Annotated in this window: 21 protein-coding genes; 11 read left to right on the top strand and 10 right to left on the bottom strand. The window is 41.8% G+C overall.

Annotated features, from left to right (window positions below; all coding sequences use genetic code 11):
• Positions 1-5: 5 nt before the first annotated feature.
• Positions 6-1,949 carry an FAD-dependent oxidoreductase gene (locus tag C2869_RS10415; RefSeq protein ID WP_108602873.1) on the bottom strand — a complete coding sequence of 648 codons (1,944 nt, stop codon included), beginning with the start codon at positions 1,947-1,949 and terminating at the stop codon, positions 6-8.
• A gap of 431 nt (positions 1,950-2,380) precedes the next feature.
• Between C2869_RS10415 and C2869_RS10420 the strand changes: the two genes are divergently transcribed.
• The 4 genes from C2869_RS10420 to C2869_RS10435 all read left to right on the top strand — a co-directional run bounded on the left by C2869_RS10420 (position 2,381) and on the right by C2869_RS10435 (position 4,809).
• On the top strand, positions 2,381-2,833 hold the full coding sequence (locus C2869_RS10420; protein WP_108602874.1) for a GNAT family N-acetyltransferase: 453 nt from the start codon (positions 2,381-2,383) through the stop codon (positions 2,831-2,833).
• A gap of 11 nt (positions 2,834-2,844) precedes the next feature.
• On the top strand, positions 2,845-3,423 hold the full coding sequence (locus C2869_RS10425; protein WP_108602875.1) for a sugar O-acetyltransferase: 579 nt from the start codon (positions 2,845-2,847) through the stop codon (positions 3,421-3,423).
• A 26-nt stretch (positions 3,424-3,449) separates the two neighbouring features.
• Positions 3,450-3,899, top strand: coding sequence for a DUF3574 domain-containing protein (locus C2869_RS10430; protein ID WP_108602876.1), 450 nt, complete (start codon positions 3,450-3,452; stop codon positions 3,897-3,899).
• Between the two features lie 328 nt (positions 3,900-4,227).
• Complete coding sequence (locus C2869_RS10435; protein ID WP_159084129.1) at positions 4,228-4,809, top strand: hypothetical protein; 582 nt, start codon at positions 4,228-4,230, stop codon at positions 4,807-4,809.
• A gap of 321 nt (positions 4,810-5,130) precedes the next feature.
• Here C2869_RS10435 and ubiB read toward each other — a convergent pair whose 3' ends face one another.
• From ubiB to C2869_RS10460, 5 genes are all read right to left on the bottom strand, one after another.
• Positions 5,131-6,765 carry a ubiquinone biosynthesis regulatory protein kinase UbiB gene (gene ubiB / locus C2869_RS10440; RefSeq protein ID WP_108602878.1) on the bottom strand — a complete coding sequence of 545 codons (1,635 nt, stop codon included), beginning with the start codon at positions 6,763-6,765 and terminating at the stop codon, positions 5,131-5,133.
• Positions 6,766-6,776: 11 nt separating this feature from the next.
• Entirely contained in the window at positions 6,777-7,403 is a 627-nt protein-coding gene (locus C2869_RS10445; protein ID WP_108602879.1) for a ubiquinone biosynthesis accessory factor UbiJ, read from the bottom strand.
• A complete protein-coding gene (gene ubiE / locus C2869_RS10450) occupies positions 7,403-8,185 on the bottom strand; it encodes a bifunctional demethylmenaquinone methyltransferase/2-methoxy-6-polyprenyl-1,4-benzoquinol methylase UbiE (protein ID WP_108602880.1) in 783 nt (260 codons plus the stop codon). The genes C2869_RS10445 and ubiE overlap by 1 nt, the downstream gene beginning before the upstream one ends.
• 262 nt (positions 8,186-8,447) lie before the next feature.
• Complete coding sequence (locus C2869_RS10455; protein ID WP_108602881.1) at positions 8,448-9,344, bottom strand: DMT family transporter; 897 nt, start codon at positions 9,342-9,344, stop codon at positions 8,448-8,450.
• Between the two features lie 131 nt (positions 9,345-9,475).
• Positions 9,476-10,327 (bottom strand): helix-turn-helix transcriptional regulator, encoded by an 852-nt coding sequence (locus C2869_RS10460; RefSeq protein WP_108602882.1) that lies wholly within the window; start codon positions 10,325-10,327, stop codon positions 9,476-9,478.
• A gap of 167 nt (positions 10,328-10,494) precedes the next feature.
• On the opposite strand from C2869_RS10460, the gene C2869_RS10465 reads away from it, so the two are divergent.
• Entirely contained in the window at positions 10,495-10,803 is a 309-nt protein-coding gene (locus tag C2869_RS10465) for a SemiSWEET transporter (RefSeq protein WP_108602883.1), read from the top strand.
• Between the two features lie 465 nt (positions 10,804-11,268).
• On the opposite strand, the gene C2869_RS10470 is transcribed toward C2869_RS10465, so the two are convergent.
• A complete protein-coding gene (locus C2869_RS10470; protein ID WP_108602884.1) occupies positions 11,269-12,042 on the bottom strand; it encodes an outer membrane protein OmpK in 774 nt (257 codons plus the stop codon).
• Positions 12,043-12,129: 87 nt separating this feature from the next.
• Positions 12,130-13,395, bottom strand: a complete 1,266-nt coding sequence (locus tag C2869_RS10475) for a multifunctional CCA addition/repair protein (RefSeq protein WP_108602885.1) — start codon at positions 13,393-13,395, stop codon at positions 12,130-12,132.
• 112 nt (positions 13,396-13,507) lie between these two features.
• On the opposite strand from C2869_RS10475, the gene C2869_RS10480 reads away from it, so the two are divergent.
• On the top strand, positions 13,508-15,214 hold the full coding sequence (locus tag C2869_RS10480) for an ExeA family protein (RefSeq protein ID WP_108602886.1): 1,707 nt from the start codon (positions 13,508-13,510) through the stop codon (positions 15,212-15,214).
• The gene (locus C2869_RS10485; protein ID WP_108602887.1) at positions 15,214-16,266 is read left to right on the top strand and encodes a general secretion pathway protein GspB; all 1,053 of its coding nucleotides are present in this window, start codon (positions 15,214-15,216) and stop codon (positions 16,264-16,266) included. Before C2869_RS10480 ends, C2869_RS10485 begins: the two co-directional genes overlap by 1 nt.
• A 28-nt stretch (positions 16,267-16,294) precedes the next feature.
• On the opposite strand, the gene C2869_RS10490 is transcribed toward C2869_RS10485, so the two are convergent.
• Entirely contained in the window at positions 16,295-16,765 is a 471-nt protein-coding gene (locus C2869_RS10490; protein ID WP_228710652.1) for a DUF4442 domain-containing protein, read from the bottom strand.
• Between the two features lie 208 nt (positions 16,766-16,973).
• Here C2869_RS10490 and C2869_RS10495 point away from each other — a divergent pair, with 208 nt between their 5' ends.
• A complete protein-coding gene (locus C2869_RS10495; protein ID WP_108602889.1) occupies positions 16,974-17,258 on the top strand; it encodes a GIY-YIG nuclease family protein in 285 nt (94 codons plus the stop codon).
• 621 nt (positions 17,259-17,879) lie between these two features.
• Here the strand turns inward: C2869_RS10495 and C2869_RS10500 are convergent.
• On the bottom strand, positions 17,880-19,349 hold the full coding sequence (locus C2869_RS10500; RefSeq protein WP_108602890.1) for a hypothetical protein: 1,470 nt from the start codon (positions 19,347-19,349) through the stop codon (positions 17,880-17,882).
• Between the two features lie 468 nt (positions 19,350-19,817).
• Between C2869_RS10500 and C2869_RS10505 the strand changes: the two genes are divergently transcribed.
• The 3 genes from C2869_RS10505 (at position 19,818) to C2869_RS10520 (ending at position 23,002) form a co-directional block, all read left to right on the top strand.
• Positions 19,818-21,272: a sugar porter family MFS transporter gene (locus C2869_RS10505; protein ID WP_108602891.1), complete on the top strand. Its 1,455-nt coding sequence runs from the start codon at positions 19,818-19,820 to the stop codon at positions 21,270-21,272.
• Between the two features lie 586 nt (positions 21,273-21,858).
• Positions 21,859-22,098 carry a hypothetical protein gene (locus C2869_RS10515; RefSeq protein ID WP_108602893.1) on the top strand — a complete coding sequence of 80 codons (240 nt, stop codon included), beginning with the start codon at positions 21,859-21,861 and terminating at the stop codon, positions 22,096-22,098.
• A gap of 376 nt (positions 22,099-22,474) precedes the next feature.
• Positions 22,475-23,002, top strand: a complete 528-nt coding sequence (locus C2869_RS10520; protein WP_159084130.1) for a hypothetical protein — start codon at positions 22,475-22,477, stop codon at positions 23,000-23,002.
• Positions 23,003-23,119 lie beyond the last annotated feature (117 nt).

Consider the following 23,119-nt stretch of genomic DNA (forward strand, 5'->3'; position numbering starts at 1 on the left):
CCCTCTTAAAAGTAATACACAGAAACAATATGAAAGGTAAGTAGAGTCGGCAGAGGCCAAGACGCGAGTACATGCCCCCAATAACTCATCTTGCGAAACAATTTGGCGCTGCTATCCGATAATTTATGCTCTAAGGCAACAGATACACCGGCAAATACCCCAACCAAACTCACCGCGATATAACTGATCATTAGTGCAAAGTTAAGATTACTGCCCATTTGTAGGCCGGTATGGGTGACCAATACCATAAGTAACACTATGCCAAGCGCGGTATGGATCACCCGCCATATCGGGTACGACAACCATTTAAATTTTTTGATACGTTTACGAAACGACAACAAGGTAATAAACACAGAAAGAGCGAGTAAGCTAAAGCCTGATATTTGCTTGTAAAGACCATCGACCCAAAGCTTGTCTAAATTCATGCCCTGTACTGAGGTGGAATAAGCAATCGCAGGTAACAGTAAAAACACAAGGCTTAGTACTAATGTGGCGGTACAGGTTTGCAGTAACACTTTCCATTTAGGATCCGGTTCGCGTTTAGCTTTTGCACCGAGTAATTGCACAAGTAAGGGTTGGCAACTGCCGCAAACTGTGCCAGCACCGGTTTGCGCACCTAGATCTTTTACGGTTTTACAGCCTGATTGCACACAACTCATTAATCGGCCTTTTTGCACGGCCATACATTGGCAAATAAAGGTGTCGTCTGGCCAATTTTGAATGGCGTTTTCGTTTTCAGGAAATAAGTTGCCAGAAAATTGAAAGCGTAATAATTGCCAAAACCATAAGCGCTTTTTCGTGGTGAGCATTTCCTGAATGCGTTTAGATTCGTTCCAGTCGCCAACGGCTTGGGCACCAATAATTTTGCCGCGACGGGTAATTATTTTGCGGTATACTCCATCTTTGTTGTAAACCCATTCTTTAACAAACGGTGCACGTGGGCCATACAATTCACCAATCGAGAAAACTTGCTCGCCAACCACTTTTAATTCGGCGGCTGTTGTCGAGCCTAAGTAACTCGATTTGTCGTCGTTTTCGTAAATATGTCGAGCCGCGATAGCGGCCTGCTCAAAACCTGGGGCAACCAAGCCATAAGTCATTCCAGCATGCTCGGCGCATTCGCCAATGGCATAAATACTGTCATCAGAAGTTTGTAGGCTGTTATTAACTTTTATGCCTTTACCGACGGCTAAACCGGCTTCTAATGCTAAACCACGATTGGGGATGATCCCGGTGGCTAGCACAACCGTGTCGCAGCTAAATACTTCACCATTACGGAATTTGATGCCTGTTAAGCCCTTATCGTCGCGTAAAACTTCGGTCACACCCTGGCCGCAAATAACGTTTACGCCTTCGGCTTCAACGGTTTTTTGTAGTAGCGCGGCGGCGGTTTCATCTAATTGGTTATTCATTAAATGTGACGAGCGTTGAATAACGGTCACTTGGGTATTATGGCGACAGAGCGCTTTCGCTGTTTCAAGCCCTAGCAAACCACCCCCTAATACACAAATATGGCGGCTGCGCACATTACGGGCAATTAAGGCTTGCACATCGTTTAGGTCGCGAAAGGTGTACACACCTGTCATTTCTACATTTGGAATATTAGGTATGTATGGGCGCGATCCTATCGCCATGACTAATTGGCTATAATGGTGCTCAACCCCATCGGCATCAACAACGATGCGCTTTTCTTTATCAATACTATTGATCGGACAATTGAGATGAGTCGTGGTATTGCTGTCGGTTTGGATCGCAGCCCAATCTTTACTGGTAATGTCGTCCCACGACATTTCATTCGCTAACAACGACGATAATTTAACTCGGTTGTAAGGTTGCCATGGTTCGTTACCAAATAATAAAATCGGCGTTTCAGCATCAAGCTTGCGTAGCTCTTTGATAAAACGAATGCCGACCGGCCCCGTACCAACGACAATAATGGGATGACTCATATTTCGCCTCAAAACTTCTCCGTACACAGTAGGTAACGCGGTTTTGAGAACATTTGATAGGATGATCTGATAAAATACGGGCGCTGACACTACTGTAAGTTAAAAACTGATGTGAATAGACAATAGCCGCCACAGACAGAACTGTTGGAGGGGGAATGTCGATTCAAAGCATCTGTGCTTCAGTAGCTCAACGTTGAGCTGAAATGACTCTAAATTTCAGTTCTACACTTAGAGTAAGCAGATAATGTGCCAGAACAACTTTAATGGTTTTAGGTTGTTGATTTTAAAAGGTAAAGTTTATAATTTGTCGTTGGTTATGCTTTACTATATTGTTGTTTTCTGCACAGTTTTTGTCGCTTTGTACGACTTTTACGCATGAATTTTATGCAGCCCCATAATTGAGCAAGAAAACGTAAAAGGCTAAACCTTTAATGACAACATCTTTGCAATACCTGCCTTTGGAACCCGTTAAATTACCTTTGGTCAATAAGTTTTATCGAGCCAATAATGGGCGTGGTTCAGCGATAAAGTCTGATTTGATCTGGGTTGCAAGGAAGCACAACGATATTGTTGGCACGTTGCGCTTTAGTGCGCAACAGGATGCTTGGTTGTTAACTGGTGTGTTGGTATCTGAGCTTTATCAAGGTCAAGGTATTGGGACTCATTTGCTTGGCTCAGCGCTCAATAAATTGGATCAATTTGGTGCAAAGCCGGTTTATACCTTTCCTTATCAACATTTAGTACCTTGGTATCAAAAACTGGGTTTTTGTTGCGTCGAGGTAGAAAATTTACCCAGTCTATTATTGGCTAAATTGACAGCATATCGCCGCCAAGGGCGCAACATAAGTGCGATGGAATATAAACGCGATGGATATAAAACTTAGGCCTGAAGAGTATGAATAAGTTGAATAAGCAAGACAAACATAGCGTGGAGCTATCAGAGCAATATTATGATGCAGCAGATAGCGAGTTAATTAAAGCGCGCCTTAAAGCCCACAAATTGTGTGCTCAGTATAATGTGTTAGCATCGGGCCGAGGCAAACAGCAAAAGTCAATTTTAAGCCAGTTGTTGGATTCTAATCTATCAAAACAGAGTGACTACTATATTGAACCGCCTTTTCATTGTGATTATGGTTTTAATATTCACTTAGCTGATGGCGTGTATTTTAACTTTGGTTGTACCTTACTCGATGCTGCGCCAATTCATATTGGCCAGCGAGTTAAACTTGGGCCAAATGTGCAAATATACACTGTGGGTCATCCGGTGGATGTTGCACAACGTGCAAGCGGTGTTGAGTTTTGCTTGCCAATTACAATTGAAGACGATGTGTGGATAGGTGGTGCAGCCATAATATTGCCAGGTGTAACCATAGGCGCAGGCAGTGTGATTGGCGCAGGCTCTGTGGTTTCAAAAAGTATTCCCGCTAACGTGGTTGCGGTTGGTAACCCTTGTCAGGTTATTAAACCAACCTAGAGAAGGGATAAATTAAGGAAGATAGTATGTTTGTGACAAAATTGATGGTGGCGTTAGTTTGTGGGTTATGGCTTATTGGCTGTCAATCGACTTATAAACAACAAGCAGTCAAAGACTCACTTGATAGTGTTTCATCTGTTTCAGCAAAAAGTCTCCAATCTCAAACTATTAAAGTGCGTTTATATTTTGGTTTATCGATACCAAGCGGTGGCTTAGTCACAGCTAAGCAGTGGCAAGCTTTTGTTGATGAGGTGATCACTCAGCAATTTAAAGGTTTTAATATTGTTGATTCAACGGGCTATTATTTAGGTAAACCAGAGCCTTCGAAAATCGTTACGATAATAATACCTGAGGCGGATTTACCTAAAGCACAAACTGTTGCGGCCAGCTATGCCAGTCGTTTTAAGCAAGACTCGGTTATGCTGGTTAAGTTGCCAGTATTGGATTGGCAGTTTGTGACAGCGCCAAGCCGATAAAATATAGTCTTCTCGCTCAGGCCATATGGTTCATTGTCAGCGCTTACTCTCGACTTTGGCTCCTGCGTCGTCCTACTACCTAAATCCCTTTAGGCAACCCCAATCACATAATAGAGCATATGCTCATGGGGATTCGAAGCTTGCCTGCATGGATGCAGGTAAGGGGCGTGAGCAGGACGCGGTAGCTTTGACGGCTTCCCCTAAAACCCGATCGCTTTGACTATACCGGCAAATCACGGATAGTGTTTCGTGGATTAACCTCAGTATTTTCAGGATTGTCTTTTTAGACTAGAACCGATCGAATCTAATGATGAAAATAACGAGGTTAATGATGAGCGAAACTCCAGCCAATACCAATTCACCACAGCAAACCGCCACCACCCAGACCACTGCAGAACAAGCTGTTAATAGCATGCCAGAGTTTATTGTTATTTGGGCTAATTATGGCTCGGTTAATAAATCGGTTGATGTGACCTGCATAGTACAAGCTTTAGTGACGGAATTGCTGGCCAAAGGAGAGCCGGTAAAATTTAAAGTCAGTAATGATCATATGGGCTGTAACCCAGATAAAGCCGTCAACAAATCTTTTGCTATTCAATTTAATTATCAAGGACAAAATTATAGTTTGGCTGCCATGGAAGGAGAAGAAGTCGACTTGTCGTTGGTGGCACCAACGATTAACGTTTTGGGGGCTGTGTATGGTTGTAGCAAAGGATGCTTTGATGTTACCGCTAAGGTGAGTGCTTTGCTGGATTCCGTTGGCCCAACACGTATTTTCGCCGACAATGCGACATTTGGCGACCCTTGCAAAGGGGTTAAGAAGAGTTTCTCGGTGCGCTATGCCATTGGTGAAACCATTTACACTCGCACCTGTAAAGAAGATGAAAGTGTTGAATTAGCCGCAAGTTAGGGCTAATTCAATTGTAATTATTCAGTGTAGCTGGTTTTACAAGCCAAAGGCCGTTTCATACCTCCGAACAAGGCAATTAATCTATAGGCTTTTGTGAAAAAGGCTGTTTTATAGTATTAAGTTTTTGAGGGTGTTAACTGTGGGCGAGCATTTATGCTTGATGCCTGCAAGATAAATAATCGGAACCATTGTGGGCCGAATTTATTTCGGCTAACACAAGGTTTGCCGATGTAAAATCACCCCTATCAATTGGCGAATGGTTTTAAATTTAACTATTCTGCAAAAATTGGGCTGGTGAAAGTTAGGCCGGTTATAACCAGTCTAACTTTTCTTAAACCAATGACTACTCCAACACCCAACTGCAGCTAGCGCTAGCCAGATAATATTCGTGTCTGGGTTTTGGCTATATAGAATTGCTGCGGCAATGGCTAGCACGTGGCCGATTTGCGGCAGAATATTCTTTTTCTTTTCGGTGAGTTGTTCGTTTAATGTTTGGATCAACAAGGTTTGCTGTTGTTGGTGAACTTTATGATGCTTGAGCATGCCATATACGAGATCAGGGATCTCGGGCAGTTTTTCACCCCAAAATGGCGCGTTGTCTTTTAAGTGATGCCAAATAGCCATAGGACCAATTTGATCGCGTAACCAGTTCTCTAAAAAGGGTTTAGCAGTGGTCCATAAATCGAGTTGTGGATAAAGCTGGCGACCCAAGCCTTCAATGTAAAGCAAGGTTTTTTGCAGTAACACTAATTGCGGTTGTACTTCCATTTCAAATCGCCTAGCGGTATTAAATAAATTCATTAATACATGGCCAAAAGAAATTTCAGACAGAGGCTTGTTGAAAATGGGTTCGCATACGGTGCGAATAGCAAATTCAAATTCTTCAATATTGGTATGGGGCGGTACCCAACCTGAATCCACATGTAACTCGGCAACTTTGCGATAGTCGCGATTAAAAAAGGCGATAAAGTTATCCGCTAAATAGCGTTTATCATCTTTGTTTAGTGTTCCGACAATACCGCAGTCGATACCGATATAAGTTGGGCGTTCAGGGTTTTCATACGAGACAAATATATTGCCTGGATGCATGTCGGCATGGAAAAAGCTATCGCGAAAAACTTGCGTGAAAAATATTTCAACACCGCGCTCGGCCAATATTTTCATATCAGTGCCGTTGGCTACCAGTTCGTCGACATTCGCGACAGGTATGCCGTAAATACGCTCCATAACTAAAATGTTTTCACGGCATAAATCTGAGTAAACATCCGGTACGTATAAACGCTCGTCTTCTTCAAAATTGCGTCTAAGTTGAATGCTATTGGCGGCTTCGCGCATTAGATTCAACTCGTCTTTTAAGGTTTTTTCGTATTCGCGTACAACCTCGATTGGGCGTAAGCGTTTGCCATCAGGTAAAAAGCGCGCGACAAACTCGGCCATGACTTCCATTAAGCCTATATCGGCATTAATAACCCGAGCAATATCCGGACGAATGACTTTGATAACGATATCTTTATGCGCAAACGAACAGGAATCTTTAAGGGTCGCGGTATGCACTTGCGCAATAGAGGCTGATGCCAAAGGCTCAATAGAAAAGGATTCAACAATTTGATGAATATCAGAGACTTGCCAAGCTTGTTCAATCAGTTTTTTCGCTTGCTGGCCTGAAAATGGCTGTACTTGGTCCTGTAGCAAAGCTAGCTCATTGGCAATATCTACCGGCATTAGGTCACGTCGCGTCGACAACATTTGGCCAAATTTAATAAAAACCGGGCCTAAATGTTGCAGCGCTAAGCGTAAGCGCACGCCTAAGGCTTTATCTGGGTGTTTATTGCGTAACCAAAATAAACTGGCGCGCAACGCTTTGACATACCAAGGCTTAAATCGCTCAGGAATGAGATCATCTAAGCCATAAATTAAGACCGTACTGACTATGGTATAAAGACGGGTAATACGCACGAGATCCCTTATTATTGTTTTGGCGATTGTTCAATGAGTTTGGCAAGACGTTTAGTGCGAGCGGCTAACCTGTCGTAGTCTTGGCGTAAAACATTAACTTCGAGGCTAAAAACGTCAAATTCATCAGGATGCGGCGCTAAGCGCTTTTCGTGCCAAATGGCATTTAATGCCGTGGCCTTTTCCTGCTCAACCCGTTGGCTAATAGCCTGTTGTGCCTGCTCACCTGCGTGAATTAATTTATAGCAGGCGATGTCGCCAACTAAGCCAGCAAGTACATCTTGCCAACGCGATAAGCTAGACTTTAACCAATCGGCAAAACTTTGCGCTAGCTGTACATCACCTTCAATATCCAATTCGCCAGATTTGATCAGTTTGGTGATCTGGCTACTGTCTTGCAGTTTTTGTAATGTGGTAATTTGCGTGGTGATTTTACAATCGGCAGAATCAACGTTAGCTAATACACTAATTTCGCCTTGGGCATTGATGGCAAAATTGAGTTGGAGCTTGATGTCAGTGAGTAGCACAGCAACTTGCTGGTCTACTAAGTTAGTGGGTAATTGAACTCGCGCTTGGCTTTGTTGCAACCAAGCGTTTAGCGTGTGTTCGACAATACCTGTAATGATAGCCGCGGCTGGCATTAGAACTTAAACCCTTTGTGTAATGCGACAATACCACCGGTTAAATTAGCATAACTACATTCTTCGAACCCAGCTTGCTCCATCATACCGCGCAGCGTTTCTTGATCGGGATGCATGCGAATTGATTCAGCTAAATACTGATAGCTTTCGCTGTCGTTCGCCACCAGTTCGCCCATTTTCGGCAGTATTTTAAATGAGTAGGTATCGTAAGCTTTGCTTAATGCTTCGTGCGTGGGTTTGGAAAATTCTAGCACCAATAAACGACCGCCAGGTTTTAATACGCGGTATATTGAACTTAGGGCGGCATCTTTATTGGTAACGTTGCGCAGGCCAAAGGCAATAGTCACCACATCAAAGGTGTTATCGGCAAAAGGTAGGCTTTCAGCATTGGCTTGTACGTATTCAACATTGCCAACAATACCCTTATTGCGCAGTTTATCTCGGCCAACATTCAGCATAGAATTGTTTATATCGGCTAAAACCACTTGGCCACTTTCACCGACAATACGGGAAAACTTAGCCGTTAAATCACCCGTGCCTCCGGCGAGATCTAATATTTTTTGTCCTGCGCGCACGCCTGAATTATCAATAGTGTAGCGCTTCCATAAGCGGTGAATACCAAACGACATTAAGTCATTCATGATGTCGTATTTCGCGGCAACAGAATGAAAAACTTCCGCTACTTTATCGACTTTTTCAGCGGTTTTGACTGTTTGATAACCGAAGTGAGTCGTGTCTTGTTCGGCTGAATTTTGTTCTGGATTTGTAGTTGGATCTGACATGAAACTGGCTAATACCTTTTTTGATAGCGAGAGTTTACCTTAAAACGCAATTTACTGTCTTTACTATATGGATAAAAAAGCGGGTTAGATCAAATCCCGCCCGCTTATTTAGCGCTTGCTGCCGCTTTAATATAGTCAAAGCGATCAGGTTTTAGGGGAAGCTGTCAAGCTTCGAATCCCCATGAGCATATGCTCTATTATGTGATTGGGGTGAGTAAGCGCTGACAATGAACCATAAGGCCTTAGCGAGAAGACTATAAGTTTAGGTTGCTTTGGCTTTACTTAGCAGGCTAATACCTAAAAGCACCAAAAACATGCCTAAAGCATGAACCCAAGTAAATACTTCACCGAGAAAACCAACCGCGAATAAGGTTGTGATAACAGGGGCGCTACTGCCGAGGATCGCGGTTTTATTGCCGCCAATACGCGCAATGGCCGCGTTCATTAAAAACGATGGCAATACGGTAGCGACGATGGCGATAGCTAAGGCGATCCACAATACTTCAACCGGCTGATTGAGCTGAGCTAAATCATGGTAAATTAAAAAATGCAGGCAAATTGCGGCGCTCGCGGCAAGCATACCAATACAGGTAAAATATTTACTGCCAATACGTCGACTATATTGCTGACTACCGACGACATAACCCGCAAAACAAATTGCACTTGCCAGTACTAATAAACTACCCCATAGCACCTCTTGGCCAAGACGTTGTAAATCAAATCCAAAAATACCGAATAAGCCTGTGTAGACCACACTAAGCGCGATAACTTCAGCGCGATTAAAAGGTCGTTTGTTTAACACAGCATTGATGATTAATACGAAAATAGGGTAGGTGTATAACACTAATCGCTCAAAATGTGCGGTAATGTAATTGAGCCCAGCTAAGTCTAACCAACTGGCACCGTAATAGCCTAATATGCCCAATGCAATGACAGGCAATAAGCTAGATTTATCTTGCTTGGCAATGGGCTGTTGGCGCCACAATAATAATAGAATAACCGCATAAATTGGGGCGGAGAAAATCATACGCCAAGTGAGTAGTGTTGTGGTGTCGACACCGTATTGATAAGCCCATTTGATAAAAATGGATTTAGTGGAAAACATGGCGGTGGCGGCAAAAGCTAATAAAAACCCTGAGTACTGTCCTGTAACGGTCATTCCTGTTCTTCTAATTTAAGATTTGGCTGCTAATTGTAACCTGAATTGACAGTTATAATTTGTATGTTTGTCGCGTGAAAGCTTTGGTTCGAGGTGTTTGTTGTCTTTTCGTTCAAGTTTATTCAGGGTTGTTAGCGCTTTGTTTGTCTAAATTGCCTTTGTCTAAATTGCCCAGGGGCGATGCCAAGCGATTTTTTAAAACGTTTAGAAAAATTAAATACGTCACTATAGCCTACCTGCTCGGCGATCAGCTCAATCGACCAGTCACTATTTTGTAATAAGTATTTGGCGCGTTCCATACGCAAAAAAATCAACTGCTGCAGCGGACTGCGCTGGAAGTGATTTTGAAATAGACGATGTAAATGTGGTGTTGAGTAATTGATCTGCTTGGCCATTTCTTGCACCGTCCAAGGGTAATGTAGGCGCTTTTCTAAATCTTGTACCAATTGCCAGATGCGTTGTGATTCCAACGCCAATTTGTTGGGTTTATCTAAGGTTTTATTTAAGTAGGTGTGCAGCTGGTTGACAGCCGGTTGGCGTAGCTCGGCATTGGCTTCGTAATATATGAGGCTCAGTAAGTGATATATTTGCTGGTTCATATCACAAAAAGACACGCTAGGTAGACAATTAACTAAGCGGTCCCAGTGGGAGCAACTGTCGAGATGAAACCAAACAATATCGAGTTGTTTTGCCTCAAGCTCCATAACAAACGGTTTGCCTGCTGGCAGCGCAATTAAATGGCATTTTTCAACACTTTGATGTCCTTGCTCAGTATAGAGCTCCACTACACCGGCCACGGTAAACACAATGCCATGCCATTCTGGCTTTGAGCGGGCCACGCGATAACGCCCAGCTAAGTTAGATATACCAGATACTTTGGCTCGCAGTGGCTGCATTTCCGGCACTTTGTCGTACTCAACAAATCTTTCGTCACATTCTGGGCCTATTTCCAGTAAATCGGGCCAATCACAATATTGATGCATTTTTTACTAAAATATAACAATGATAGAAATGGATAAAAATAATGATAGGTTAAACCATAACGAATTAGCAAGGTGCTGTTTAAAATAGCCGCAACTTTTAACGAGGTAGGTGGAAAGGACTTATCGCGTTGTTATTTTTTGTCATTATTGATTTAGAGGTGAATATTATGACGACAATTGAAATTATTGGCTTTACTTCAGCGTTTTTAACGACATTTTCATTTTTACCTCAAGCTATTCAAGTGATCAAAACACGAGATACCGCATCACTTTCGTTAGCTATGTATAGTATTTTTACCCTAGGTGTTGCTGGGTGGTTAGTTTACGGTTTGATAAAACAAGACGCCGCTATGATAGTTGCCAACATGGTTACTTTTGTTTTAGCGGGTGTGATTTTATCGATTAAATTGTATAACGAATTTAACCAACGTTCAGAGAGTAAAGCCAGCGCTCAATCGGCAGTAATTGATTGCTAGATTTAGAAAATTTTGTTTTTTGGATAGAAAGGTTGGCAGGCTCTGCAAGCATACAAGATTTTTATTCCCGATAAATCTTAAGTACCTGCATCCATGCAGGCAAATGCTCGCCCACAAAAAATTGATTTTTGAAAACCGCTATTTTTCTACAAATGTCGGTAGGTTAATTACCTTATTCAAAGGTATTCAATGACCTATGGCTTATCAAATTCATTAGGCTGAATAAGTACTATACGTATATAAATGAGCAAGTTGGGGGACTCTTGCTCATTTTCTATGTGTTTAGCTTTATAGCCAAAGCGATCGGGTTTTAGGGGAAGCCGTCAAAGCTACCGCGTCCTGCTCACGCCCCTTACCTGCATCCATGCAGGCAAGCTTCGAATCCCCATGAGCATATGCTCTATTATGTGATTGGGGCGAGTAAGCGCTGACAATGAACCATAAAATCTGAGCGAGAAGGCTATGCTATAAGCGCCAAACAACCAGAGCTTGTATAGTATTCTCGTCGGTAAAATCGTCGCCAAGTTTATTAATCCACATCTGATACTCAACTCCTACGTAGAGTTGGTCGGCTTTGTTCCATAAGTTATTGCCTAAGTCGTAGCGCAGTTGTGGCTGAGCCAGTAGCCATGGCTGGCGGTAACCGCCACCGTTAATATTGGCGTCGCTAATATATTCCGCATGGCCAGTTAAACTGAATTTGGCCGATCCTATTTCAAAGGGTAATGACCAAGCAAAGTCCATCATATAGCCTGTTTCTTGCTTAGGTTGTTGGTCAGAATTGTGGATATAAGCCGTGATATCGAATTTAGCAAAAGCAAAATAAGGTAAGTCTAAGTTTATTCTCACACCTGGTAAGTAATAGAGGGTGTCCACTTCCGGTGCAAAATTAAAGCCTGCGACTAAGCCAATATCTTTTAATGGACCAAAGCTAACATCGATCCCTGTGGTTTTTTTTAGGCTTAAATGACTATAAAACTCACCATAAAAGGTGCTGTCATCACTGTCTAGTTTACTTTTAGCACGGTGCGAGGCGTGGTCAATAAAGAAAAAATTGTCACCATATTGCCAACCGCTAGCATGTTGAAAGGTTAAAATAGTGCTTTGTGTTTGATGGTTGGAATAAGCTCGGTCAAATGTCGCGTATTGTAAATGTAGCTCAGTGGTACTCCAATCTGCGGCATTGGCGGCTTGGGTTAGCAGTAATAAGCAATATGGCATCAGGCGCGCTAATGGCATACACACTCCAAAAAATTAGCTTAGGTTATGTAACTGAGCATAGACCTCAATTGGCAATATTGCTGCGAAATTGCGGTTAAACTTAGGTTAAATTACCGTTTGATAGCCTTGCTTGATTTGCATAATTTGTTGAGTACGTTGTTTATTTAATTCATCGCGGATCGCAGCGCCTTTAACACCTGTGGCCAGTATGGTTTGAATATCAACACGACTGGCGGCGTTAAGACATTCTCGCAGAAAATCGGTTTGCGGGTACGGGCGGTCAGTAAAATGTAGGCGTCCGGTGAAGTCTGCATGACAACAGAGTAAAAATTGTTCAAAGCGTTGCGGTTTGCGCCATACATCCATACGATTGAAAACCTTTAATATAGTGCTGGCTTTTAATTCGAATGCCTTGTGGGTGTGTAAGTGAAATTCACTAACCAGCATAGCTAAATCTTTATATTCATTGGGCACGCGTAAGCGTTCGCTGACTTGTTTAACTAATGGTACTCCCGTTTTTTCATGGCCGTGATGGCTTGGCCATTCTTCTTTGGGGGTGACACCCTTGCCTAAATCATGCAATAGGGCAGCGTAACGCACGGCTAAATCGTCACTGAATTTACAAGCCTGTTGTAAAACCAACATGGTATGTTCACCAGAGCAGATCTCTGGGTGCCACTTGGCGGGGTTGGGTACGCCCCATAAACAATCCAGTTCAGGAAATAATATTTTTAATGCCCCGCAATCTTTTAAACTTTCAAAATAAATACGTGGGCTTGGCTCTTGTAACGCTTTACTGGTTTCTAGCCAGACGCGTTCAGCGGTGAGGGTATTAAGTTCTCCTGACGCGACTAAGGTTTGCATTAGCGCTTGTGTTTCATTGGCTATGCTAAAACCTAAGTGAGCAAAACGGGCGGCAAAGCGAGCGACCCGTAATACGCGTAATGGATCTTCAACAAAGGCTGGCGACACATGACGTAAACATTTGTTGGCAATATCTTGTTGACCGCCATAGGGATCTACTATTTGCCCGTCTTGATCTTGTGCCATAGCATTGATGGTTAAATCGCGCCTCAGTAGATCTTCTTCAAGCGTGACATCGGGTTCAGCGTAGCAATTAAAGCCGGTGTAGCCACTACCCAGTTTGCGCTCTGTGCGGGCTAAAGCATGTTCTTCTTTACTTTGCGGGTGTAAAAAAACCGGGAAATCTTTGCCAACTTGTTGATAACCGGCGGCGAGCATTTCGTCGACAGTTGCTCCAACCACGAGCCAATCTTTGTCTTTTATTTTAATGCCGAGCAATTGATCTCGCACGGCACCGCCGACTAAATAACGTTTGTCTTCGATCTGGGCTTGGTTTTTGGGGCTCATATCTCTAATATTGGCTCAATCTTGTTAGTTGGCGCTAGTACAACATAAATGAACTTGCAGGTTATTTTGCTGTCTACGCCAAGGTTTTCGTTATTCTAGGCTTCGTTGCGTTATGTACAAAGGATTTTTTGGTTTAAAAGAAACGCCATTTTCGATTGCGCCCAATCCGCAATATTTATTTATGAGTGATCGCCACAAGGAGGCGTTAGCGCATTTAATGTTTGGCCTGCGTGAAACCGGCGGGTTTGTGCTATTAACCGGTGAAGTGGGTACCGGTAAAACTACCACATCGCGATGCTTGTTAGAGCAAGTGCCTGACGATACTCAAGTGGCGTTTATTTTAAACCCCACTTTGTCTGAACATGAGTTATTGGCGACGATCTGCGATGAGCTAAAAATTAAAACCCCAGCTGATGCAACGCTAAAACAATTGACCGACTCCATTCGCGATTTTTTACTAGCCAATCATAAAGCTGATAAAAATGCGTTATTGATTATTGACGAAGCGCAGCATTTACGTGCTGAAGTACTTGAGCAATTACGTCTGCTAACCAATTTAGAAACCAATACCAAAAAATTATTGCAGGTGATTTTAATTGGTCAGCCTGAATTACAAGATTTATTAAAGCGTCGCGAGTTACGCCAACTGGCGCAACGCATTACCGCCCGTTACCATTTGCTGCCATTAACCATTAATGAGGTGGCGGCGTACATTGTGCACCGCTTAGCGGTAGCTGGGTGTGAGCGCAGTATTTTTACCCAATCGGCCATTAAACAAATTCATGCGTTAAGCGGAGGGATCCCGCGGATCATTAATTTGTTATGTGATCGAGCCTTAATGGGTGCCTATGGTCAAAGTAAGCTTAAGGTCGATGCTAAAATTATTCGCCAAGCGGCGGTAGAGGCATTAGGTCAAGATGCGATTATTGATAAGCCCTTAGCTTTGAGCCGTCGTCAGTGGCAACTGATTGCAGCTGTGGGGATTTGTGCTTGTTTAGGTGCCGGTTGGTGGCTCGGTCAAGCGGGTAGTACTAGCGAACCGACTGTATCTGTGCAAACGCCAGTTACTAAGACTAACTCGACAACCAGCACTACGACTAGCATTAATGACGCAGACAACAGCACAAATCAAAACTCAAATAAAACCGCACAAGCGATGGACGCGCAACCTGCGACCGTTGAAATTGATTTTGCCAAAGCGAGCTCATCGGCATTAGCGTTTAAACACTTACTACAAGCGTGGCGAGTTGAAATTGACGGCGAAATGACAGAGCCCTGCCAACAAATTAATGAATGGCAGTTAAATTGTTACTCCAGCAAAGGAAACTTACCTAATTTAGTTTCGCTTAATTACCCAGCGTTATTACAACTTTACCAAGCCAATGGCGAGGTGTTTTATGGGGTACTTGAACATGCTAGCTTGCAAAACAATGTTTTTTCAGTGGTGATAGCTGGCCAACAACATCAAGTTGATCGCACTTGGTTTGATCAATATTGGCGTGGTGGGGCGGTTATTGTTTGGCAGCAACCAGAAGGCTATCAAGGGCAAATAGATGCCAACAGTGGTATTGAAAGTTTGCAATGGCTTGAAAACAGTTTGGCGTTTCAACAAAATCGTCGTGCACGAAAAATAGGTAGTTTTGACAGTCAGTTACAGCGCAAGTTACATCAATTTCAAAATGAATTAGGTTTGGCTTTAACTCCATTTGCTGATGAGGAAACCTTAATTGCTTTGCATCATCAAAATAGCAATGACGGCCCAACTTTAACCGCTACTAAGCAAGCGTCGCTCGACAGCGTGTTTCAAGGAGGCAGTTAATGTCTTATTTATTAGATGCGCTGAAAAAATCTGAACGCGATCAGCAGCAAGAGTTGCCTAGTATATTATCTGAGCAGATCCATGTTGATGTTGTAGACGATGAAATTGAGCAATCTGCTAGCAAGCCAAATACAGCTAATCTCGCGTTAATAGTTGTTTGTGTGGTGTTGGCTTTGGCGGTGGCATTTTTATTGGGTCGCGAGTTTTCTGGCAATAGCCAGCAGAATACGTCTACCGTTGCTGCGATAAATAACCCTTCTGCTACTGCCTCTTCTGCGCCATTACAGACGCCACCACAATCACCAGCGCAGCAAGCCAGTGCTAATCAAGCTAACAGTGAAAATTCAAGTGCTAGTCGAGCAGCAGCGCAGACATTATCAACTACAGAGCTAACTGAGCCGACTTTAGATAAAAAGCCGCAAGCGACAAAAACAGAGGCTGCAAAAATAGTAAGTAAAGAATCAGAATCTGATGTATTCGCGAGTGCATTTGCTAACCCCAATCAGTTTAATCAAAACCTAAAACCGGCTAGCAAACAGCCCGAGTCGCTAACGGATAAAAGTACCAAGCAAAGCCGTTTAGACAAAAATTCAAATCAAACAAAACACAAGACAAGTCAAATACCCGAAACAAGCGTTGCTCAGCAAGCTGAACCGGAAGCAGAATCAGGTACCTTGCTAACCGGCAATGACACCTTGGCGAGTCAATCAACCTCTGAAATATCTTCAAGGTTACTCAAGCAGTTTGAACGCGCCGTAGCTGAAACCATGCAATTATCCGATGAAGAGATCTATCAAGCGCAGCGAGCCGACATTGTCGCGCCGTTAGTGGATATGCCACAAAGCATTCAACAACAAGTGCCGAGTTTGAGTTTTCAAACTCATATTTACTCGTCAATTGCCAGTGAGCGTTGGATAAAGGTTAACGGCAGAGTGGTAAAAGAAGGTGAAATGGTCGCACCTAATGTACGCTTGGTAGAAATACAACCGCAACAAGTTATATTGGCCGTGCAGGAAGACGAGTTTTCATTACCCGCATTGGCTGATTGGTAGAGAGTATTGTATTGCGCCTAATTAGGTTTTAGCGCTTAATTTTAATCGACAGGGTGAGGCTAAATTTCGCTACTATGTCGTCACTAATCGACGGACATTGAGCGCTGACATTAACCGGAATATTGACTCTTTGCTGGCTAGAGATAGCTTGTTGCAGTGCCATAGCAATTTGTTGACCGGCTTGACAAGTAAAGACAACATCGGCTTCAGGTCGTTTGATAAAGTCGGCTTGTACCGCTTTAAACGCAAATGACAAATTGAGTTTTTGTTGCTGAGCCATCACATAAACTAAAAAGCCACCGGCTAAATCAGCCCCCACACACAAGGAGCCAAAATACATACTGCGTAGATGGTTACGAGTCAGCCAGCCTAATTTGATCCTTAACGCTATCGCATCGTCACTCAGCATGAGTATTTTGGGCCTATGGAAGGCAATCAAAGGCACATAACGCCAAGCAAAGGCTTTTAGTTGCCAGTTAGCTTGATTCAAGGTTGGCAAAGCGACACCTATTAAAAAATAAAGGTCTGTAAAATTTAGAGGTCTGACCAGGTTGTGTCAACTTTTTCTTCGCTCACCTTTTCTTCACTCAACCTTTTCCTCGCTTAACACAGGCTTGGCTTTTAAGTAATTGAAGCGTATTTATTGCGTGTGTATAAGTTAAATGTAATTATTGTCTGTAATAGATCTAGAATTGGTTATTTTAAGGATGAAACAACCAGCTGTTTATATTTTAGCGTCAAAACGTAACGGAACCTTATATATTGGGGTTACGAGTAATCTTAAAACTCGTATATGGCAGCATAAAAATCACCTAGTTGATAGCTTTACTAAGCAATATCAAGTTTATATGTTGGTTTATTATGAGAACCATTCAAGCATGTATGAAGCTATTTCCAGAGAAAAATGTCTAAAAAAGTGGAAAAGGAGTTGGAAAGTTAAACTAATTGAGGAATTTAATCCTTATTGGCGAGATTTGTATGACTCAATTTAGCAACATGCTCAAGCTTCTTAAATGTTTGTAACATCCAATAAAATCTCAGATGCGTTTTTATATCAATGAGTTAGGTTTTTATCTCCATGGTTTAGGTAATTACCCTCGTCATTCTCGCGCATGCGGGAACCTAGCGACCTTGGTTGGATAAACATTGATAGGTTTAAGAAAAAGGCACTGGGTTCCTGCCTGCATGGATGCAGGTACCAAAAGTAGGCGCTTTAAGCGAGGGGCGATAGCAGGACGCGGTAGCTTTGCTTTCGCAGGAAAGACGGTACTTTTTTAACCACTAAGTACTACTTGCTAATCCGCATTTTTCTTCGACTTTTGGTTAGCTTGAGATAATTAATATTTGTGTATAAGAATAGACAGGGACTAATGTCTGACTCTTATACACAAATTTCAGAAGCGCTCTTTACGTCAATGAGTTGAAATATTATCACCATGGCTTAGGAAAATACCCTCGTCATTCTCGCGCATGCGGGGATCTAGCGACTATTGTTGGATAAACATAGCCTGGTTTAAGCAAAAGCCACTGGGTTCCTGCCTACGCAGGAAAGACGGTACTTTATTAAAGCTAGAGTAGTACTGGGCCAGCTAATCTACATTTTGCCGTCTTAATCAAACATAACGACATTGACCGTCTTTAGACCAAAACCGGCTTGAAGGCACTTGCACATCCCACACTTCGTTTGCGTTCCATATTGGGGTTTTGTGGGTTTTTAAAAAGGCTTGTAAAGCACGGCCTGTTTGTTTGGTGCTTTGCGTCGGAAAAAACACATTGTTTTTACGGCTTACCACTATTTCACTATGGCTTAACGACTGCATTTGATAACGGGTGATTTGCTTGCAGACGGGTTCATCTGCATGTTCAGGCTGCAGTGAACAGACAATGGCTTTTTCAACCGTGTTGGTATCTTCAGAGTAAAAATAAATACCACAGCCAAGTGGAAAGCGCCCCACTAAGTTTAAAAAGCGTTTGGCGTAGTCGCTAAAATACAATTTACGCGTAATGGCCATTTCAATGGTTTGATAAGCTTTTATGGTTGTGTCGTATTCAAATTCTGGTTTAGTCGACAGTAAATAACTGGTGTAAACCATGGGGATCTGCATTAGATCACGCAACTCATAATCTGATTTGTCGCGGTGTAAAATTAAGCTTTGCATAAACTGCAAACGCTTGGTTTGCTGAAACTGATATAATTCTGATTCTTGGCGTGAAACAAATTTTTGTTCAGGCACGCCTAAAGCGAGCTGAATATATTCAAGCGATTTTTGCTTGGTTATTTTATTAAGTAATTTACGCTCTTCTTTATTTAATGCTCTAAACCGGTCACCGCGAAAAATATTTTCCGCTTCAGGCGCATAACTACCTATGGTTTGTAATAGCATGGCGCTTATTAAAGGCGCCAGAATGTCTTCTTTGTAGTCGCTTTGCTCTTCTTTTGGAATATCGGCATCTAAAGCATCCATTACTTCGCGAATATAGTCGTCTTCAAAAGTGTAATCCGCTTGAATGTGCTGAAAAAAAGTGGTGACTAAAGCCGCAATATACAAAGGCTTGTATCTTTCGTTACGTGAGCAGCGCACCTTTTCTTCGGGTAAGGGGGCTGACAATAAAATAGTGCCGAGTAGCTGAGTTGCGCTTTTATTGGAAATGAGCAAAGTTAGCATTTTGCGCACAATTTTATCGAGCATATACCAACGTTGTTGCTTAGCTTGATTTAAACGCTGGTTTAAGTTGCGATACTGTTTTTTTAGATCGAGTACTTGTTGCTCAAGCCGCGCGACACTTTTTACTGGGATTTTGCTTGGGCTTGCTGCTGCACGCAGTTTACCTTTATGCTGGGCTTTAATTTGATTAAGCAACAACTGGTTTTGTCGCAAGGTGCGGTTAATGTCGTTCAGTTGCTGATAATCACTCTTATAGCCAGAAAAAAAGTCTACAGACTCATCAGTGAGTTTTTTGTAGGTGGCTAAAATATCAGAAAACTGACGAGATATATGGCTGGACTGCGGTGCTAATTCGACCTTGGTATCCTGCCATGGCTTAATATTATTTTTTTTCGGTGACGCTGAATCCAACAACATAATAACACTCGCTAATTAAACTCGGGACGACTGGTTTACAACAATTAACTGTGATGCAACTTATGTATCGGATATTTTAGGTCGGACTTTATTTAGTTTGAACATAATGTGAGTAGATTCACATTCTTTCCTTATTTGCTTTAGCTGTTTAATTCAACACAATGCCGCTGGATACCAATTCCCCCCTGTCAATCGCGCGATCTCAACGCATCCTCATCGCGTAACATCAACCTAATGTCACTTTTGCAATTACCTAAAATTAATGCGATTTAACCAACCCCAAACCACTAATTATTTGAAGTGTTAAACTCATATATAAATTGTGAAATATTGCACACTAATTACAATATTTATCACTTGTGTTGTTGTTGAAAAAACGGCATTTTCTCGTTAATTATCTTAACAAAGCTTTAACGTGCTTAAGAAGGTTTTGGGTTTTGCCAAGCGTTAAAGTACAAAGGGGATCTCATGAGTAGCGATAGCCTTGATTTAAATGATGTAGACACAACACCAATCCAACCCGCTGTTACCAATAGCGAAAATATCGGCTTTGTGGTTTTTATTAGTTGTATTGCCACTATAGGTGGTTTTTTGTTTGGCTTTGACAGTGGAGTGATCAACGGCACGGTTGATGGCTTACAGCAAGCTTTTAATTCCAACAGCGTTGGCACAGGTTTTAATGTAGCTTCCATGCTATTGGGTTGTGCCGTCGGTGCGTTTTTCGCCGGTACTTTAGCGGATGTTTATGGACGTCGCGCTTTGCTTATTGTTGCCGCTGTGTTGTTTATTATCAGCGCTTGGGGCTCTGGCGTTGCGGGCTCATCTTTTGAATTTGTTATTTATCGAATTATTGGTGGCTTGGCTGTTGGTGCTGCTAGCGTCATGGCCCCCGCTTATATTAGTGAAGTCGCTCCCGCGCAATACCGCGGTATGCTGACTACTATCCAACAAGTCGCTATCATTTTTGGTTTGTTTATGGCGTTTGTTAGCAATTACTTACTTGCTGATGTGGCCGGTTCTGCGGTGACACCATTATGGCTAAATTTTGAAGCATGGCGCTGGATGTTTTGGATAGAATTAGCACCAGCGACTTTGTTTTTATTCGCTTTATTATTTATTCCTGAAAGCCCTCGCTTTTTAGTAGCCAGTGGTAAAAAACAGGCTGCGCAAAAAGTGTTGGCTAAATTATACGGCTCTGACAATGCAGTTTTAAAAGTTAACGAAATCGATGCGTCACTAGCCAAAGATCATCATCGCCCTAAATTGTCTGACTTAATCGACAAAGTCTCTGGCAAAGTTCGCCCAATCGTTTGGGTTGGTATTGGTTTAGCCGTATTCCAGCAACTGGTTGGGATCAACGTCGTGTTTTATTATGGTGCGGTGCTTTGGCAAGCCGTAGGCTTTTCAGAAAGCGATGCCTTATTAATTAATGTGATCAGTGGCGGTGTGAGTATTGCCGCTTGTATTATCACCATGGCCGTTATCGACAAAGTTGGCCGTAAACCATTATTAGTGATTGGTTCTATCGGTATGACAATTACCTTAGCGGCCATGGTATTTGCCTTTGCTAACTCGGCAACTGACCCTAACGGTAACTTGGTACTAGGTGGCTTAGGCACCTTGGCTTTAATAGCGGCTAACGCCTATGTATTCTTTTTTAATATCTCTTGGGGCCCTGTAATGTGGGTGATGCTAGGCGAAATGTTCCCCAATCAAATTCGTGGTTCAGGCTTAGCAATAGCCGGTTTAGCACAATGGGGAGCGAATTTTGCCATTACTATGACATTCCCAATTATGTTGGCTTCCATTGGCCTAGCCGGTGCTTACGGCTTCTATGCAATATGCGCACTGATCTCAGTTGGTTTTGTATTTAAGCTAGTACACGAAACCAAAGGCGTAGAGCTTGAAGATATGCAGGGCTAAGTTTGAATAGCTTATTGTTAGTCTCTGCAGTTAAAGGCTGCAGTTAATACCTGTTATTAAAACCTGCAATTAATACCTGTCGTTAAGGTGGCTGAATAAGGGAATATATTGGCCATCTTTTATCCTATCTGTTGTCACGAAAAGCTGTAGTGGCATTGATGTTACTTATATAACTAATATGTCAAAGTATTAGATTTTTTATTCTCTGGTGGCATAATTACAAACTAAATATAATTTCCCCTTATCAAAAATCGTTTCAGTATGAGTGGATGCAGCTGAGCTAATAGTAATGAGACCAAACTATTTAAACCCTGATAAGTTTGCTGAGTATCATTTGTATCGGCATGGCGATACTATAATGAAAAAGGAGTAGCACCATGGAAGTAAAAAGATTGAACAGAGTTTTAGTTAGCATTTTATTTTTATTTATAATCTGTGGTTGTCAAAAAAATGAGGGTTATAAACCAGTATCATTTGAAAATCTTTTTGATGGCTTTCGACAATTTGATGAAAAAAAATATCTATCGAAGGCTTTTGGGTCGTCCGTGGTAAAGGTTTTCAAGGTAAAAAATTTGTTCATTGGCTTGTGGAAAAAGAAGAAGATTCTTACTTGAAATTTGACTCTTCTAGAATTTTATTAGCTGGTCAAATTAGTGATGGTAGCTATGTTGATTTAAGTTTGTGTTATGGAAAACGAATCAAAGTTTTTGCAAAATTGAAAATTGTGAATACTGATGAGAAATATTTGTTGATCGACTTAGAGCAAATTCTAGAAGTTGATTCTGAAGGCTTTATATCGGGAGAGTGTTTTAAACGTACCCCGTAAGGTGGTTTAAGAGCCATCAGGTCTTGATATTTGCATTATGTCTTGTCTTGGATTTAATGAACGGAATTGACGTAGGGTGGTTTGGTCTTCTAGTTCAGAAAAGCTAAGACGAAAGTGGGGTAAAGATGATTTTGTGACTACGATTATAGCGGAAATCCCAGCTGGACCGGTGCAAGGGCTAAAATACTAGAACTAGAAAAATTCAATGCTAAACATCTAAAACCTGAGAATTTAACAGATCCTTTCTATCACAAGAGGTTGTAGGATGATAGTTAACCAAGTGTATATGACTTTGGAGTCTTCTGCCTATTCACCAATGGTTAGGTCGAAGTACCAGTTTTTATCTAATTATTTAACGTTATTTATTTCAGATTTAATGAAAAAAAAGCAAATTAATCTGGGGCGATTTAACAGAATTGTATTTCAAGAAGGTGCGAAATATGACATGTGCACTGTCGGTGATAGGGCGTACTGCGTTAATTTAACCAATGAATTTAGAGGTTTGGAATTTTTCAGTAATGAAAATGAAGTACACCGTTACTTTATCCGAAAATATTTTGAAGGTTTCAAAAAAATAGACCAAGAATTTAAAACCGAATTAGTAGCTGAATTAGAAGAAACCATTGAAAAGCAGTTTAAGTTGGCTATTTATTATGACGTGAAGTCAAAGCAATTTGCTAACTATGGCTATCTAATATTCAGATATAGATATAACAGTTTCCAGTTGGTAGCTCAATGTAGTCGAGGTGACAAAAATATTGGATTGGAGAAAGTATTGTATGAATGTGAGCCTGATCCATTTAAAGTTCATCACGATATACACAAAATAACTGTGGATAACGGTGAAGTTATAATTACGGGTTTGCTAAATGAGAATATAGGAACATTTACATTCCCTATTTAAGAATCTAGGAGCAGATCTTGTTAGTTGCATTATGACTCGATTGATATTGTTTATTTTTTAAAGATGCAAATCTTCGGGTTAATGCGGAAATCTTTACCTTCAAGCCCCTATTTAAGG

The sequence above is a fragment of the Saccharobesus litoralis genome, assembly GCF_003063625.1.
GTDB classification, from domain to species: domain Bacteria; phylum Pseudomonadota; class Gammaproteobacteria; order Enterobacterales; family Alteromonadaceae; genus Saccharobesus; species Saccharobesus litoralis.

Bases quoted from the DNA above. Each gene is read 5' to 3' on its own strand.
- C2869_RS10415 (WP_108602873.1), bottom strand. From the start codon at position 1,949: ATGAGTCATCCCATTATTGTCGTTGGTACGGGGCCGGTCGGCATTCGT.
- C2869_RS10420 (WP_108602874.1), top strand. From the start codon at position 2,381: ATGACAACATCTTTGCAATACCTGCCTTTGGAACCCGTTAAATTACCT.
- C2869_RS10425 (WP_108602875.1), top strand. From the start codon at position 2,845: ATGAATAAGTTGAATAAGCAAGACAAACATAGCGTGGAGCTATCAGAG.
- C2869_RS10430 (WP_108602876.1), top strand. From the start codon at position 3,450: ATGTTTGTGACAAAATTGATGGTGGCGTTAGTTTGTGGGTTATGGCTT.
- C2869_RS10435 (WP_159084129.1), top strand. From the start codon at position 4,228: ATGATGAGCGAAACTCCAGCCAATACCAATTCACCACAGCAAACCGCC.
- C2869_RS10445 (WP_108602879.1), bottom strand. From the start codon at position 7,403: ATGCCAGCCGCGGCTATCATTACAGGTATTGTCGAACACACGCTAAAC.
- ubiE (WP_108602880.1), bottom strand. From the start codon at position 8,185: ATGTCAGATCCAACTACAAATCCAGAACAAAATTCAGCCGAACAAGAC.
- C2869_RS10455 (WP_108602881.1), bottom strand. From the start codon at position 9,344: ATGACCGTTACAGGACAGTACTCAGGGTTTTTATTAGCTTTTGCCGCC.
- C2869_RS10460 (WP_108602882.1), bottom strand. From the start codon at position 10,327: ATGCATCAATATTGTGATTGGCCCGATTTACTGGAAATAGGCCCAGAA.
- C2869_RS10465 (WP_108602883.1), top strand. From the start codon at position 10,495: ATGACGACAATTGAAATTATTGGCTTTACTTCAGCGTTTTTAACGACA.
- C2869_RS10470 (WP_108602884.1), bottom strand. From the start codon at position 12,042: ATGCCATTAGCGCGCCTGATGCCATATTGCTTATTACTGCTAACCCAA.
- C2869_RS10475 (WP_108602885.1), bottom strand. From the start codon at position 13,395: ATGAGCCCCAAAAACCAAGCCCAGATCGAAGACAAACGTTATTTAGTC.
- C2869_RS10480 (WP_108602886.1), top strand. From the start codon at position 13,508: ATGTACAAAGGATTTTTTGGTTTAAAAGAAACGCCATTTTCGATTGCG.
- C2869_RS10485 (WP_108602887.1), top strand. From the start codon at position 15,214: ATGTCTTATTTATTAGATGCGCTGAAAAAATCTGAACGCGATCAGCAG.
- C2869_RS10495 (WP_108602889.1), top strand. From the start codon at position 16,974: ATGAAACAACCAGCTGTTTATATTTTAGCGTCAAAACGTAACGGAACC.
- C2869_RS10500 (WP_108602890.1), bottom strand. From the start codon at position 19,349: ATGTTGTTGGATTCAGCGTCACCGAAAAAAAATAATATTAAGCCATGG.
- C2869_RS10505 (WP_108602891.1), top strand. From the start codon at position 19,818: ATGAGTAGCGATAGCCTTGATTTAAATGATGTAGACACAACACCAATC.
- C2869_RS10520 (WP_159084130.1), top strand. From the start codon at position 22,475: ATGAAAAAAAAGCAAATTAATCTGGGGCGATTTAACAGAATTGTATTT.